The sequence below is a fragment of the Chromobacterium vaccinii genome (assembly GCF_000971335.1).
GTDB classification, from domain to species: domain Bacteria; phylum Pseudomonadota; class Gammaproteobacteria; order Burkholderiales; family Chromobacteriaceae; genus Chromobacterium; species Chromobacterium vaccinii.
Genome location: NZ_JZJL01000017.1, coordinates 17,051 through 31,856, shown reverse-complemented (window position 1 = coordinate 31,856; position 14,806 = coordinate 17,051). Strand labels below are relative to the sequence as shown.

The following is a 14,806-nucleotide window of genomic DNA, read 5'->3' as shown; positions in this document are numbered from 1 at the left end:
GGTGTTGAGCAAAGCGGCCGCGTCTGTTGCGGCCGTTTTTCTCAGCGCTTCGCTTTCAAGGGGGTAGGGGATGGAACAGCAGGAACACCGGACGCCGGTATTGCGGGTGCGCGCCTTGCCCACCAGCACTAATGCCTATGGCCGGGTCCAGGCGGGCTGGCTGATGAGCCAGATCGACATGGCGGGCAGTCTGGACGCCGAGCGCTTGTCCCGCGGCCCGGTGACCACGGTGGCTGTCAACGCCTTCCAGTTCGCCGCGCCCATCCTGTTGGGCGATGTGGTGGATCTATATGTGGAGCGCCTGCGCATCGGCCAGAAATCCATCACGCTGAAGATCTCCGTCGAGGCCGAGCGCATGGACGGCTCGCACATCCGCATCACCGAGGTGATCGCCACTTTCGTCGCGGTCGACCCTGATGGAAAGTCCAGATTGCTGGGCGATTCCTAGCCTAAATGTGGTGGCGGAAACAAATTGTTGTGGAAATGTTGCATTAAACGAACGTTTGGAACAAAAGCTCTGATATCTGGTTGGATTGCTCTAATTCTCTGGTAGCATCGATGATGCTGCGGTCAATGACCGAGTCATCGTTAATGAAAATATCCAAGCTACAATAGAGAGGGAAGCATGAAGCTCAAGCATCTCAGCCTGTCCGTGATGATCATGGGCACCGCGCTCGGTCTGGCATCGACTCAGGCTGCGGCCTCGGGTTATCAGTTCGGCTCGCAGAGCGTCTCCGGCCAGGGCACCGCCCACGCCAACGGAGCAGAGGCCAACGATCCTTCCACCATCTTCACCAACCCGGCCGGCCTGTCCCGGCTGGACGGCACCCAGCTCGTCATCGGCGGCACCCTGGTGGTTCCACACTCCGAATATACCGATAACGGTTCCAAGAACATATTGGGCCAGCCCACCGGCGGCGGCAATGGCGGCACGTTCGCGCCCAAGGCCGTGGCCGCGCCGACCTTCTACCTGTCGCACAAGATCAACGACAAGATCACCGCCGGCATCGGCATGTACGTGCCTTACGGCGCCAAGCTGGACTATGGCTTCGACTGGGCCGGCCGCTATGCGCTGAAGAGCATCAACCTGCAGTCGCTGAACATCAACCCGTCCATCTCGTTCAAACTGGATGAGCGCCATTCCTTTGGTTTCGGCGTGTCCGCCCAGTATATGGACGCGACGTTGGAGCAGATGGCGGATGCGACTTCTGGCATTAATGGAAAGCTCGCTAAGCAAGGTTTGCCTGCTGCCGCTATTCAGGCGCTGGGAGTCAAGGGTGACGGTCTAGCCCATGTGGAAGGTAATGATTGGGGCTTCGGTTGGAATATTGGCTATATGTTCCAGCTGGATGAAAATACGCGGTTTGGCTTGGCGTACCGCTCCAGCATCAAGCAGACCCTTAATGGCTCGTCTACTTGGACATTCAATAATGTCACTAATAATCAGCTCACTCTCCCCGGTTTTGGCACTATCGGGGCTAACTCTTTGGGCGGCGTTGCCAAACTTGCCCACCCAAATGCATCCGCTTCTGTTGACGTGACCACCCCGGAAACCGCGTCCGCCAACTTTTTCCATCAGTTGAACCCGAAAGTGGCGTTGATGGGCGATGTGACCTGGGTGCGTAACTCGCGCATGCAGCAGATCGACATCAAACAATACAGCACGCCTGCCCAGGGCGATCTGGTGCTGCACCAGAACTGGAAGGATACCTGGCGCGTGTCGTTCGGCTCCAACTACCAGCTGAACGATTCCTGGATGCTGCGCGGCGGCGTGGCTTGGGAGCAGGCGCCGCTGCAGTCCGACGACCAGCGCCACCCGGCCATTCCGGACAGCGACCGCATCTGGCTGTCGTTCGGTGCCAATTACAAGATCAACAAGCAGAGCTCGCTTGATCTGGCCTACAGCTTCATCGACTTCAAGAACGCCAACGTCAACTATACTGACAGCTGCTCCCCGGCTGGCGTGAGCCCGACTACCGGTGCGGCATGTACCGGCAACGGCGGCACGGTCAAAGGCAGCTACAAGACTTATCTGCAGCTGATCGGCGTGCAATACAACTACCGTTTCTAAGCGGCTGCGCGCCGTCATAAAACCGGTTCGGGGCGGGCGCGCAAGCGTTCGCCCCGCTTGCTTTGGGCAGCCCGGCGGCGTTGTTGCGCTCGCGCCAGCGCCGCATGCGATTTTTTTACAAAACCTGCTTTGATTTTGCCCAAAATGGGTTAGACTAATCCAGCATAAAAGCGAGTGTTTGATATTTTATCTATGCCCGCGATATGGCCGTTGTTTGCGCTCGAGGAGAGCCGATTGCGGTCCAGACCGGAACAATAGCGATTATCCCCGGTCGTTTCTATCAAGCAGTACCCGCCCGCGCCGCGTCAGCCCCTGCCGGCGCAGGGCAATGGGCAAGGACGATTTCAACGCCCGTCCTTGAAGCAAGCAGGACAGGTTGAGAGGGGCCTGTCTCATGTGTGTTTCAACAAAACGAGGAAACCATGTCTCAAACCAAATTCAATGTACGCAAGGTTGCCGTGCTCGGCGCTGGCGTTATGGGGGCGCAGATCGCCGCCCACCTGGTTAACGCCAAGGTACCGACCATTCTGTTCGACCTTCCGGCCAAGGAAGGCGACAAGAACGGCATCGCGCTGAAGGCCATCGACGGTCTGAAGAAGCTGAAACCCTCTCCGCTGGCCGGCAGCGATGTGGTCGCCCACATCCAGCCCGCCAATTACGACGACCACCTGCACCTGCTGAAGGACTGCGATCTGGTGATCGAAGCCATCGCCGAGCGCATGGACTGGAAGGTGGACCTGTACCACAAGGTGGCGCCGCATCTGGGCGAGCACACCATCTTCGCCACCAACACTTCCGGCCTGTCGATCAACAAGCTGGCCGAAGGCTGCCCGGATTCGGTGCGCCCGCGCTTCTGCGGCGTGCACTTCTTCAACCCGCCGCGCTACATGCACCTGGTTGAGATCATCCCCTGCGTGACCTCCGACGCCCACATCCTGGACAACCTGGAACGCTTCCTGGTGTCCTCGCTGGGCAAGGGCGTGGTGCGCGCCAAGGATACCCCGAACTTCGTCGCCAACCGCATCGGCGTATTCTCGATGCTGGCCACCATCGCCAATGCCGCCAAGTACGGCATCCGCTTCGATGTGGTGGACGACCTGACCGGCCCGCGCCTGGGCCGCCCGAAGTCCGCCACCTTCCGCACCGCCGATGTTGTAGGCCTGGATACCTTCGCCCACGTGGTGAAGACCATGCAGGACACGCTGCCGCAAGACCCGTGGCACAGCCTGTTCGCCACGCCGGACTGGATGCAGCAGCTGATCGCCAACGGCGCGCTGGGCGCCAAGACCCGCGCCGGCATCTACAAGAAAGACGGCAAGCGCATGCTGGTGCTCGACCCGGCCAAGGGCGAGTACGTAGGCTCCGGCGAAAAGGGCGACGACGCGGTCAAGGACATCCTGAAGATCTCCGATCCGGCCGAGAAATTCCAGAAGCTGCGCGACAGCGAGCATCCGCAGGCGCAATTCCTGTGGGCCTGCTTCCGCGACGTGTTCCACTACATTTCCTTCCATCTGGGCGACATCGCCAACTGCGCGCGCGACGTGGACTTCGCCATCCGCTGGGGCTTCGGCTGGTCCGCCGGTCCGTTCGAGACCTGGCAATCCGCGGGCTGGCAGCAAGTGGCCAAGTGGCTGAAGGAAGACATCGCCGCCGGCAAGACCCTGGCCAAGGCCGAGCTGCCGGCCTGGGTGCTGGAAGGCGACCGCGCCGGCGTGCATTTCGCCGACGGCTCCTACAATGCCGCCGACAAGAAGCTGGTGGGCCGCTCCACCCTGGACGTTTACCAGCGCCAGCTGGCTCCGGCCAAGGTATTGGGCGAGAAGTCCGAGCTGCTGGGCGAGACCGTGTTCGAGAACGAGGGCGTGCGCGCCTTCACCACCGGCGACGAAGTGCTGGTGGTGTCGTTCAAGTCCAAGGCCCACGCCATCGGCCCGGCCGTGCTGGATGGTTTGAACACCGCGCTGGACATCGCCGAGGACCGCTTCAAGGGTCTGGTGATCTGGCAGACCGAAGAGCCGTTCTCTGTCGGCGCCGACCTGCAGTCGATGATGCCGGCTTTCATGATGGGCGACTGGGACGCGATCGACGCGATGATCGGCCGCTTCCAGTCCACCGCGCTGCGCCTGCGCTACAGCCAGGTTCCGACCGTGGCCGCCACCCAGGGTTATGTGTTCGGCGGCGGCTGCGAGTTCGCGATGCACTGCGACAAGACCGTGGCCGCGCTGGAATCCTATGTCGGCCTGGTGGAAGTGGGCGTCGGCCTGCTGCCGGGCGGCGGCGGCTGCAAGGAGTTCGCGCTGCGCGCTTCGCAGGAGTCCAAGGGCGATCTGCTGGCCGCGCTGAAGGATTACTTCATGAACATCGCCACCGCCAAGGTCGCCACCAGCGGCGTGGAAGCGCAGGAGCTGGGCTTCTTCCGCAAGGGCGATCCGGTGGTGTTCAACGCTTACGAGCTGCTGTACGTCGCCAAGAAGCAGGCGCTGGCGCTGGCCGAATCCGGCTACCGTCCGCCGCTGAAGGTGAAGGGCTTCCCGGTTGCCGGCCGTTCCGGCGCGGCGTCGATCAAGGGCCAGCTGGTGAACATGCTGGAAGGCAATTTCATCAGCCAGCACGACTTCTTCATCGCCTCGCAGATCGCCGACGTGATGACCGGCGGCGACTTGGAGGCCGGCACCCTGGTCAACGAGCAATGGATTCTGGAACTGGAGCGCAAGGCCTTCATGACCTTGCTGAAGAACTCCAAGACCCAGGACCGCATCGCCAATATGCTGACGACCGGCAAGCCGCTGCGCAACTAAGTGTTTGGGGATGATTCTGCTGCGCGGACCGATATCGAATGCTGCGATGCTCGCCGTACCACATGTACGGCTGCGCTTCTCGCTTCGATCTCGGCCCGCTCGCGATGAATCCTCCCGCAGACACGGCCAATAGCCAGATGAAAGGTCGCTTGATCGCCGCAGAGCAGATCGGGCGACCGACAGGAGAATCGAAAATGAGCAAACAAGTACAAGAAGCTTACATTGTCGCCGCCACCCGCACTCCGGTGGGCAAGGCGCCGCGCGGCATGATGCGCAATGTGCGTCCGGACGACATGCTGGCGCATGTGATCACCGGCGCGCTGGCGCAAGTGCCGAACCTGGATCCGAAGCTGATTTCCGACTGCGTGGTCGGCTGCGCCTTCCCGGAAGCGGAGCAGGGCCTGAACATGGCGCGCATCGGCGTGTTGCTGGCAGGTCTGCCCAACACAGTGGGCGGCATCACCATCAACCGCTATTGCTCGTCCGGCATCAACGCCGTGCAGATGGCGGCCGACCGCATCCGCCTCGGCGAAGCCGACGTGGTGATCGCTGCCGGTTCCGAATCGATGTCCCTTGTGCCGATGATGGGCAACAAGGTGTCGCTGAACCCGCAAATCTTCGCCAAGGACGAGAATTACGGCATCGCCTACGGCATGGGTCTGACCGCTGAAAAAGTGGCCCAGCAATGGGGCGTGTCGCGCGAAGACCAGGACGCGTTCGCGGTGGAATCCCACCGCCGCGCGCTGGCCGCGATCGACGGCGGCAAGTTCAAGAGCGAGATCACTCCGCTGGAAGTGACCTACCGCACGCCTAACCTGGAAACCGGCGAAGTCATCGCCAAGACCCGCGTGCTGGACACCGACGAAGGCCCGCGCCGCGAGACTACGCTGGAAGGCCTGGCCAAGCTGAAAACCGTCTTCGACGCCAAGGGTTCTGTCACCGCCGGCAACTCTTCGCAGATGTCCGACGGCGCCGGCGCGGTGATCCTGGTGTCCGAGCGCGTGCTGAAGGAATTCAACCTGGTGCCGCTGGCTCGTTACGTGACCTTCTCGGTCAAGGGCGTGCCGCCGGAAATCATGGGCATCGGTCCGAAGGAAGCCATTCCGGCCGCGCTGGCCCAGGCCGGCCTGAAGCAGGACGACCTGAAGTGGATCGAACTGAACGAAGCCTTCGCCGCCCAGGCGCTGGCCGTCGCGCGCGATCTGGAGCTCGACATGTCCAAAGTGAACCCGCACGGCGGCGCGATCGCCCTGGGCCACCCGTTGGGCGCGACCGGCGCGATCCGCACCGCCACGCTGGTGCACGGCATGCGCGACGCAGGCCTGAAGGGCCATGGCATGGTGACGATGTGCATCGGCACCGGCATGGGCGCCGCCGGCATCATTGAGGTGCTGTAAGCCAAGCTCATTGAACTGATGGTTTATGGAAACGCCACAGCCTTGCGCTGTGGCGTTTTTTATTTCAGTTTGCGCGACGTGAGGGCGAGGGCTCTCGGCGGTCGTGTGCGCAAGGCGGAGAAAAGCCCCGATCGATGACCGGGGCCGTGTGCCGAGCGGCGAGCCGGGGCTTATTCAGCCTGTTTGTCGTTGCTGGCCAACTCCAGCTGGGCCTTTTTCACACGCTTGTCGGCGGACAGCTTTTGCTGCAGCGCCAGCAGATCGGCCTGGGCCGGCGTGTTGAAGATGACGATGCTGGCGGTGCGGTAGCGCACGGTCAGGCCGTGATCGCGGGCGACGGCGGCTTCGTCGTTGGGCGATGCCAGTTGCACCAGCACGGTGCCGCTGACGGTGGCCGGCACGCGTTGCTTGGCGGCCTGCACCACATCGCCGCGCTTCAGCGACGGCGCCGGGGTGCCGGTGCTGCGGGCGGAAACGCCATTGGGGATCTTGGATTGCGGAGCCTGCTTATAGTAGGTCTTGCCGTTGATCACGACCGCCTGGCCGGCGGGTTGGGCCAGGAAGGGCGGCTCGGCGGCCTGGCTGTTGGCGGCCAGGGTCAGCAGGGCGAGGGGAATGAGTCGGATGATCTGTTTCATGCTGCGCTCCGGTGGCCGAAGAAGCGGATCGACCACGATTTCAGTTTGCCTTCCGCGTTGGGAAGCGAGTAGACGTTGTTTTGGCCATTGGCGCGATAGACGTACTGGTATTCGGCGCCATTGGTGTCGATCACGCGCAGCCGCCACTGGCCCTTGGCTTGTTCGCCGTAGAATTGATTGGACAGCAGGCGTTGCTGGTTGAGGCCGTAGGTTTCAGCCACCAGAGCGGTGCGCGGAGACAGCAGCACCGAGCGGGTGCCGGACGGCGAGATCAGTTCCACCGCCAGATCGTTGGCGCGGCCGTGCTCGGCGTCCACCAGGACCTGCACCGCCTCGACAGTCAGGTCGTCGGGTTGGTTGTACGCGCTTTCCACGCCGCGTTCGTCGGCATCCGGGATGGCGGCCTGGGCCGAGACAGTCTGCCAGCGGGTTTTCTGCAGCGGCGGCAGCGGCTTGCTGTAGAACAGCGCCTTTTCCACCGCCTTGTCGATGTTGATCAGGCCGAAACCGTAGAACTGGTGGAAGGGCAGGCCGGCGGCGTTCTTCTGCCAGCCGGAAATGGCCTGGTAGCTGTGCGGGCCGCCGTTCTTGTCCTTGAACGCCAGCGTCACGCCCGGTTGGGCGGCGTCCACCTGGCGGGCGGTGGTGATCAGGATGTGGCGCACGTCGCGGGCGCTGAGCGCCGGATTGGCGGACATCACCAGCGCGAATGAGCCGGAGGTGGACGGCGCGGCGGACGAAGTGCCGTTCATGATGCCGTTGTAGTCGCAGTTGGGATCCAGCGCGGTGCCGCCGTGCAGGCCGTTGGCGGTGTTGCCGGTGACGTTGTAGCCGCGGGCGCAGCCCGACAGGTCGGTGGTGACCATCGCCGGCGAATCGGTGCCGTACTCGCCGCCGGGAGCGGTGAGCAGCACATTGGCGCCGACCGACGAGTAGGAGGAGCGCACGCCGTCGGCGTTCAGCGCCGACACCACCACGTTCCAGTAGTTGTTGTTGTCGGTGGACAGGTTGGCGTCCTGCACCGGCAAGCCGTTGTTCCCTTGGTAACCCAATATCACCTCGGTGCTGCTCAGGCGGAAGGAGTTGTAGGCGTTGCCGGCCGACTTGACGAATACCGCGCCGCGGCCCCAGTGGCTGTTGCGGCTGACGTCTTCGTAGGTTTCTTCCTCGGTTTTCAGCTCGATGTCCTGATCCGGGTTGCCGGGGACGGAGGTGAGGGTGGAGGAGCCGTAGCTCTGGTTGAATACGCGGGCGTCGGTGAAGGCTTCCAGCGGACCGCCATTCGGTTTTTTGCCGTGCGCCAGCAGCCAGCCGTCCAGGGTTTGAGCCAGTAGCCAGTTGAAGCCCTTGAGGCCGGCCGAAGGCGCGATGCCGCGGCCGCCTATGCCGTTGAAGGCTACCGCCGCGGCGATGCCGGCCACTGCGGTGCCGTGGCCGTTGCCGCCTGATTCGGGCGTTGGGTCGTTGCTGCCGTTCACCAGGTTCTTGGAGCCGGGCACGATGTTGGCGGCCAGGTCGGGGTGTTTGATTTCCAGACCGTCGTCGATGACGGCGATGGTGGTGCCGATGCCGCGGATGCCGCGCAAGTGGGTGAAGGCGAGATTGAGGTCGACGCCCTTGACGCCGCCGCGCTTGGAGAAGGCGTTCTGACCGGTGTTTTTCAGATGCCATTGCTGGTTGACCAGAGGGTCGCCCGGCAGCAATGGAACGCTGCGATCCGGCGCGGAAGGGGCGGCATGACTAGCCAGGGAGGCCAGCGCCAGCATGACTGCGCTGCTGGTGATGCGAACGTGCATGATTGAGATCCTCTATTTGCCTTTGTTGTTTTGCGATTGTGGTCGCCAGAAGATCATATTTGTTAATTTTTATTGCACAAATATCTTTTTGTCATATTAAGTTCGGCGGCAAGAATTTGCGGTTCTCGCGCGAATGGGCAAAGAAGGGAGAGCTGGGGAAAGCGGCAAGAAGAAAAGCAAGAAGCGCCGGCCCATGTCGGGCCGGCGGCGCGGGGTCAATCCATTTTGGACAGCGTGTCGAAGTTGCTGTGGCTGCAGTCTTCGAATTCCTGTTGCGGGTCTTTCAGCTTGATCTGATAGGATTTGCCTTGAGCGCTGAGCACCAGCTGCTTGTCATCGTCCAGCAGGGTCTTGGGCATCAGGAACCAGCGCTGGCCCTTGCGCGAGTTCGGTTGCGTGATGTAAATGGCCGAGAAAGGCGCGCTGTCAGGTTGCGACGGATCTTGCAGCGAGACCCCGACCGGCGTTTGTCCCAATATTTCGATGCCCACCTTGGTGCCGTTATTCTGGCGTAGAATGCGCCGGATTACGCCCAGCAGCAGCGGGTGGGTCTCGGTTTTGACCAGGATCAGCCGGCCTATCGCCAACTGGTCTATGGTCTTGCCGATGAAGGTGAGTCCCATGCCGGTGCTGCTGATGTCGTTGATGCGCCATTCATCGATGCGGTCGGCTTCCAGCCCGCCTACATCCTGAACCTTGATGTGGAAGGCCACGCGGTCGAAACCTATCGATACCTGAGCGCTGGAGGAGTGCAGCGAGCGTTCCGATTTGCGCAGCGACTTGCCGCCATCGCTGGACCAGCGGACCGCCAGCTTTTCGCACAACACCGACCACTCCTCGCGCTCCAGCTCGCAATCCAGCGCGGCGATTTGCGAGGGGATGCGGACATCGAGGTCGAACATCAGATCGGCCAGGCGGGTGGTGATCTCGTAGGAGGACCAGTAACGGTGCCACTTGCCGGCCATGCCGCGCAGCATCGGCTGCGGAGGTTCCGGCAGGGACAGGTTGTAGACGAAGACCGGCATTTCGGTCGGCGGCTGCTTGTCCAGCGGGATGTTCTGGCAAATCAGCATCAACAGCTGGTCCACCGCGACGATTTCCTTGTGCAGCATGTTCTCGGTCTGAGCCAGGTGCAGCATGCCGGCCTGAACCAGCAGGTGCTCGCAGCTGATTTCCTGCTTGGCGTCCGGATACAGCAGGATGGGCGAACGGGCGAAGCCCGCTTCCTCCGCGTAGGTGTAGAAACGGAAGCCTTGCTGCCAGGCGTTGCCTTCTGGTTTCAGATAACGCAGCGCGTTCCAGGCCAGCAGCCGCATCTGGTGATGCAGGCCGCGGGTGGTGACCAGCTGCAGCTCCGCGTCGCCAGCCTGGCTGGAGGAGCCGCGGTGCAGGCGCAGGCAGATCTGGTAGGCGCTGGCCAATTCGTGCCAATAGGCGAGAATGGTGGGCAGATAGCCTTTGCTGCCGCCTCTGGAATGAAGATAATCCTGGCATAGCTGGTGGTGTATGCCGGCAGCCTTGTCGTCGACGTAGAGCAGCGTCTTGATGCGTTCCTTCAACGACATCTCGCTATCTGCGTTGATTTTGGATACGGCCTTGATGATTTCCACCAGGGCGGTAAAGTATTCAGCCTGCGGCAGATCGCGCACCAGCAGGGTGGCAGATTGCGCCACGCCTGAGGCGGGCGTGTTCTTGCTGAGAAGTGAGCTGACTAGAGATTTGAAGTCAAACATTGAACCGGGCTTCTGGATATGGGATTTATGTTCTCACTTATATGTCACTCTATCTTACGTCACGCATTGATGCTGGTGAAACCATAATCGCAAATTTATCGGGCATGCCAAAAAGCAAGTTTTTCCCCTATCGTCGTCTGATTCTCGCCTTGTGCGCGGCCGGACTGTTCATTTCGACAGCTGTGGACGCCGCGGATGCGACGCAAGTGCCTGAGGGTGTTGGCGTTGTGCTCGGCGGCGGCGGCGCGCGCGGCTTCGCCCACCTGGGCGTTTTGAAGGAGCTGGAGCGCCTGCGGATACCCGTGGCCTGCATCTCCGGGACTAGCGCAGGGGCGCTGATCGGTGGCATTTACGCCAACGGCCTGCCGCTGGATGAGATGGAGCGCGAGTTCAATGCCGCCGACTGGGACCAGATGCTGTCCGGCAAGCCGGCGCGCACCGACATCCCATACGATCGAAAGCGCAACGACTACCAGAACTATCTGGATGTCAGCTTCGGGCTCAAGGGCGGCGCGCTGCGGGTTCCGCGCAGCGCGATCAACTCCCAGGGCATCGAACTCTACATCCATAAAATGACGCGGGACCGGGACATCGACAGCTTCGACAAGCTGCCCATTCCATTCCGCGCGGTGGCGGCGGATTTGCTGACCGGCGACGCGGTGGTGTTCGACCGGGGCTCTCTGTCGCGCGCCTTGCGCGCCAGCATGGCGGTTCCCGGCGTGTTCGACCTGGTGGAGGACGACGGCAAGCTGCTGGTGGATGGCGCCATCGCCCGCAATATCCCGGTGCAGGAGGTGAAGGGCCGCTGCGCCGAGCACGTGATCGTGGTGGATGTGAGCACGCCGCTGTTGAAGGCGGACGAGATACACACGCTGTTCGACGTAGTCGATCAAAGCTCCAACTTGGCGGTGATGCGCAATCAGCAGGAGCAAATGAAGCGGTTGGACAAGCGCGACATCGTGATCCGGCCGGATCTGAGCGGCTATACCGTGGCGTCTTTCGGCGACCACAAGGCCATTGTCGAGCGCGGCGCCGAGGCGGCCCGCAAAATGGCGCGGCAATTGTCTACCTATTCGGTTTCGGAGGCGGAGTACCAGGCCTGGAAGAGCAAGCTGAGCCGGCCCCGCTACCCGGTGCTGGATGACGTCAAGGTGGACGGCAAGGACGGCGACTTCACCAAGATGTCGTCGTTGCAGGAGTCGCTGGATTTTTCATCGAACAGGATACCGGTGGGCGAAGCGCGCAATCGCTTGGCGGAGATCTTCACCGGGGGCGAGTACGACAAGCTGGGTTATCGCGTGGACAGCGTTTCCGGGCGCAACGTGATGATGGTGATGCCGGTGGAGCGCAGCATAGGCCAGAACACCCTGCATTTCGGTCTAAATCTTAGCAGCGACACGCCGGGCGACAGCCGCTTCACGCTGCGCGCCGCGCATGAGTGGACATCGCTGAACGCTGCGGGAGGCTCCTGGCGCAACGATGTGGCCATTGGCGACGACAAGGCCTTCAAGACCGAACTGTACCAGCCGTTGTGGCGCGGCAGCCCGATGTTCGTCGCCGCTTCGCTAGGGTATCAGCAGAGTCCGTTCAAGCTGTTCAATGATGACCACACGGTGTTTGCCACATTCAACAACAGCATAGTCGAAACGCAGGTGAATGCGGGCGTGGCGCTGGGCAAGTATGGCGAGTGGCGATTAGGCCTTTATCGGCAGGATAACGATTTCACCTTGTCGCAAGGCATTCCTGACTACGCTAACAATTTCCGTTTCCGCGATGTCGGCGTGCAGACTCGCCTGGTGGTGGACCAGTTCGATAACCCGCGCTGGCCGCGTTCCGGCTATTACTTCAGCGGCAAGCTGGCGGCCGGCTTGCCGGGGCTGGGTAGCGAGGTCAACCAGAAGCTTTATGATTTCACCGGCGAAGTGGCGCATACCTACGGAGATTTCACCGCGCGCTTCACTGCCAAGGCCAAAGGCTATGTCGATACCAAATCGGACGACGAATTCATCCCGGAAACCCTGGGCGGCTTCCTGAACCTGACGGGCTATCAGAATGGCGAACTCCTGGCCAGCCAGGTGGCGCTGGCCAGGCTGATGGTGTACTGGCGCGCGGCATCGTTGCCAGCTGTGCTGGGGTCTGGAGTATATGCGGGCGTGTCGCTTGAGGCTGGCAAGCTTTGGGGCAATGACTTCGCTACTAGCAAGCTTGCGCACCGCTGGATTCCGGCCGGTTCGGTTTTTCTGGGCGCGGATACTATTCTCGGGCCGTTCTTCGTCGGCATGGGCAGCGCGCAGGGGGGCAGGCTGACCGGCTACATTTATCTCGGCGTAGACTATTGATCCGGACCATCCGCGCGGCTGATGTCGCGCGGATGGCCTGTCCTTAGGTATGGGATCGCCCGACGTCTGAGACAAACGTTTGAATTAATCCTGGATTTTGCCAATGTCATGATCTATCCCGGTTAAGGGCCGCCATCCCGGTGGCCCGCAATCACGATATAACGGGAGAGATAATGAAACAGCTGTTGTCACGCACTGCCTTCTTGCTTGCCTTGTTGCTGCTGCCGTTCGCTTCGGCCCACGCATCCTCCGGCTATACCCAGACCCGCTACCCCATCGTGTTGGTGCACGGCCTGTTCGGCTTCGGCCAGGTGCTGGGCGTCGATTACTTCTACCGCGTGCCGGCCGCCCTGAAGGAGGATGGCGCGCAGGTGTTCGTAGCCGAAGTGTCGGCCACCGGCAGCAATGAGGCGCGCGGCGAGCAGCTGTTGCAGCAGGTGCAGCGCATCCTGGCCATCACCGGCGCGCAGAAGGTCAACCTGATCGGCCATAGCCAGGGCGCGCCCACCGCGCGCTACGTGGCGGGCGTGCGGCCGGACCTGGTGGCCTCGGTCACCACCGTCGGCGGCGTCAACAAGGGTTCGGTCGTGGCCGATATCGTTCGCGGCGTGGCGCCTCCGGGATCGGTCAGCGAAGCCGTGGCCGCCGCGGTGACCGGGGCGTTCGTCAAGGTGCTGGCCTTCTTCTCGGGCACCAGCGATCTGCCGCAGCAGCCTATCGATGCGCTGAATTCCCTGACCACGGCCGGTTCGCTGGCGTTCAGCGCCAAGTTCCCGGGCGGCGTGCCGACTTCGGCTTGCGGCGAGGGCGATTACGAGGCCAAGGGAGTGCGTTACTACTCGTGGACCGGCGCCGCCACCACCACCAATGTCCTGGACCCGCTGACCGTGCCGATGGGCGCGCTGGGCCTGGCTTTCGGCTCCACGCCGTCGGATGGCTTGGTCAGCGTATGCTCGGCCCACCTGGGCCAGGTGATCCGCGACGATTACAAGATGAACCACGTCAACGAGATCAATCAGAGCTTCGGCCTGGTCAGCCTGTTCGAGGTGAGCCCGGTCTCGCTGTACCGCCAGCAGGCCAACCGGCTGAAAAACGCGGGGCTGTGAGATGCGCCGCCTCGGCTTGACGCTGGCGGCGGCCTGCGCCGCCTTGCTGGCCTGGTGGGTCTGGCCGGATGGCGCGCAGCCGGAAGCGGCCGCGGCCCGCCAGGCGGCGCGCGGCGGCTTCGCGGCGTCGCTGGTCGGCACTCGGCCGGACGGCGCCGCCGCCGAAACCGGAGGGAAGCTGGTGGTCGATCAGCAGTTGCGCCAGCTGTTCGACTACTACCTGGCCACGCTGGGCGAGCGCGATCTGGCCGCCATCCGTACCGAGTTGCGGAGCCAGCTCAAGCGAGCGCTGGGAGGCGGGACGCTGACGCAGGCGATGGGGTTGTTCGACCGTTATGTCGCCTACAAGCGTTCGCTCGCCGGCAAGGAGGCGGCGGCCGCGAATCTGCCGCGCCGGCTGGAGTTGGTGCAGGCGGCCAGGCGGCAGTATTTCAGCCAGCTTGAACTGGACGGCTTGTTCGGCGACGAAGACCGCTATGACGACTTTACCGCCAGGCGGTTGGCGATCGAGGCCAATCCGGCGCTGAGCGCGGCCGACAAGCAGCGGATGGTCGCGCAGTTGGAGAGCCGGCTGCCGTCCGCGCTGCGCGCCGCGCGCGAGGAGCCGGTCAAGCACTTGGCGCTAGCCGACGCGGAAGCCCGGTTGAAGCAGGGCGGAGGCGGCGAACAGCAGCTTTACCAATTGCGCGCCGGGATGGTGGGACAGGCGGCGGCGGACAGGCTGGGGGAGCTGGATCGGGAGCAGGCCGGCTGGCAGAAGCGGCTGGACGACTTCAAGAGCGAGCGGACGGCCATTCTCTCCAACGGCGGACTGAGCGCGCGGCAGCGGCAGCAAGCGGTCGCCCAACTGCAGTCTCAGCGGTTTTCGCCGCAGGAGGCGCTGCGCCTGCCGGCGTATTTGCCCAACTGACCGATGCGGGAGACGAAA

10 protein-coding genes are annotated in these 14,806 nt (G+C 62.6%); 7 read left to right on the top strand and 3 right to left on the bottom strand.

What is annotated here, in order from left to right; translation table 11 throughout:
• Positions 1 to 70 precede the first annotated feature (70 nt).
• The 4 genes from VL52_RS10370 to VL52_RS10355 all read left to right on the top strand — a co-directional run bounded on the left by VL52_RS10370 (position 71) and on the right by VL52_RS10355 (position 6,266).
• On the top strand, positions 71 to 448 hold the full coding sequence (locus VL52_RS10370) for an acyl-CoA thioesterase (RefSeq protein ID WP_021476037.1): 378 nt from the start codon (positions 71 to 73) through the stop codon (positions 446 to 448).
• Positions 449 to 625: 177 nt separating this feature from the next.
• Entirely contained in the window at positions 626 to 2,071 is a 1,446-nt protein-coding gene (locus VL52_RS10365) for an OmpP1/FadL family transporter (RefSeq protein ID WP_046156968.1), read from the top strand.
• Positions 2,072 to 2,493: 422 nt separating this feature from the next.
• Positions 2,494 to 4,869 carry a 3-hydroxyacyl-CoA dehydrogenase/enoyl-CoA hydratase family protein gene (locus VL52_RS10360; protein ID WP_046156967.1) on the top strand — a complete coding sequence of 792 codons (2,376 nt, stop codon included), beginning with the start codon at positions 2,494 to 2,496 and terminating at the stop codon, positions 4,867 to 4,869.
• A 194-nt stretch (positions 4,870 to 5,063) separates the two neighbouring features.
• Entirely contained in the window at positions 5,064 to 6,266 is a 1,203-nt protein-coding gene (locus tag VL52_RS10355; protein ID WP_046156966.1) for an acetyl-CoA C-acyltransferase, read from the top strand.
• A 170-nt stretch (positions 6,267 to 6,436) separates the two neighbouring features.
• Here the strand turns inward: VL52_RS10355 and VL52_RS10350 are convergent, their stop codons facing one another.
• The 3 genes from VL52_RS10350 to VL52_RS10340 all read right to left on the bottom strand — a co-directional run bounded on the left by VL52_RS10350 (position 6,437) and on the right by VL52_RS10340 (position 10,433).
• On the bottom strand, positions 6,437 to 6,904 hold the full coding sequence (locus VL52_RS10350) for a serine protease external chaperone (protein WP_046156965.1): 468 nt from the start codon (positions 6,902 to 6,904) through the stop codon (positions 6,437 to 6,439).
• Complete coding sequence (locus tag VL52_RS10345; RefSeq protein ID WP_046156964.1) at positions 6,901 to 8,700, bottom strand: S8 family serine peptidase; 1,800 nt, start codon at positions 8,698 to 8,700, stop codon at positions 6,901 to 6,903. Before VL52_RS10345 ends, VL52_RS10350 begins: the two co-directional genes overlap by 4 nt.
• Positions 8,701 to 8,915: 215 nt before the next feature.
• Positions 8,916 to 10,433 carry a cyclic-di-GMP receptor FimW-related protein gene (locus VL52_RS10340; RefSeq protein ID WP_046156963.1) on the bottom strand — a complete coding sequence of 506 codons (1,518 nt, stop codon included), beginning with the start codon at positions 10,431 to 10,433 and terminating at the stop codon, positions 8,916 to 8,918.
• Between the two features lie 104 nt (positions 10,434 to 10,537).
• Between VL52_RS10340 and VL52_RS10335 the strand changes: the two genes are divergently transcribed.
• The 3 genes from VL52_RS10335 to VL52_RS10325 all read left to right on the top strand — a co-directional run bounded on the left by VL52_RS10335 (position 10,538) and on the right by VL52_RS10325 (position 14,788).
• Positions 10,538 to 12,772: a patatin-like phospholipase family protein gene (locus VL52_RS10335; protein ID WP_160298934.1), complete on the top strand. Its 2,235-nt coding sequence runs from the start codon at positions 10,538 to 10,540 to the stop codon at positions 12,770 to 12,772.
• Positions 12,773 to 12,945: 173 nt separating this feature from the next.
• A complete protein-coding gene (locus tag VL52_RS10330) occupies positions 12,946 to 13,878 on the top strand; it encodes an esterase/lipase family protein (protein ID WP_144408713.1) in 933 nt (310 codons plus the stop codon).
• Position 13,879: 1 nt separating this feature from the next.
• Complete coding sequence (locus tag VL52_RS10325) at positions 13,880 to 14,788, top strand: lipase secretion chaperone (RefSeq protein WP_052729248.1); 909 nt, start codon at positions 13,880 to 13,882, stop codon at positions 14,786 to 14,788.
• The last annotated feature ends 18 nt before the right edge of the window (positions 14,789 to 14,806 follow it).

What these genes read in the sequence shown, in the direction of transcription:
- VL52_RS10330 (WP_144408713.1), top strand. Translation starts at nt 12,946, where the DNA reads ATGAAACAGCTGTTGTCACGCACTGCCTTCTTGCTTGCCTTGTTGCTG.
- VL52_RS10345 (WP_046156964.1), bottom strand. Translation starts at nt 8,700, where the DNA reads ATGCACGTTCGCATCACCAGCAGCGCAGTCATGCTGGCGCTGGCCTCC.
- VL52_RS10335 (WP_160298934.1), top strand. Translation starts at nt 10,538, where the DNA reads ATGCCAAAAAGCAAGTTTTTCCCCTATCGTCGTCTGATTCTCGCCTTG.
- VL52_RS10365 (WP_046156968.1), top strand. Translation starts at nt 626, where the DNA reads ATGAAGCTCAAGCATCTCAGCCTGTCCGTGATGATCATGGGCACCGCG.
- VL52_RS10360 (WP_046156967.1), top strand. Translation starts at nt 2,494, where the DNA reads ATGTCTCAAACCAAATTCAATGTACGCAAGGTTGCCGTGCTCGGCGCT.
- VL52_RS10370 (WP_021476037.1), top strand. Translation starts at nt 71, where the DNA reads ATGGAACAGCAGGAACACCGGACGCCGGTATTGCGGGTGCGCGCCTTG.
- VL52_RS10350 (WP_046156965.1), bottom strand. Translation starts at nt 6,904, where the DNA reads ATGAAACAGATCATCCGACTCATTCCCCTCGCCCTGCTGACCCTGGCC.
- VL52_RS10340 (WP_046156963.1), bottom strand. Translation starts at nt 10,433, where the DNA reads ATGTTTGACTTCAAATCTCTAGTCAGCTCACTTCTCAGCAAGAACACG.
- VL52_RS10355 (WP_046156966.1), top strand. Translation starts at nt 5,064, where the DNA reads ATGAGCAAACAAGTACAAGAAGCTTACATTGTCGCCGCCACCCGCACT.
- VL52_RS10325 (WP_052729248.1), top strand. Translation starts at nt 13,880, where the DNA reads ATGCGCCGCCTCGGCTTGACGCTGGCGGCGGCCTGCGCCGCCTTGCTG.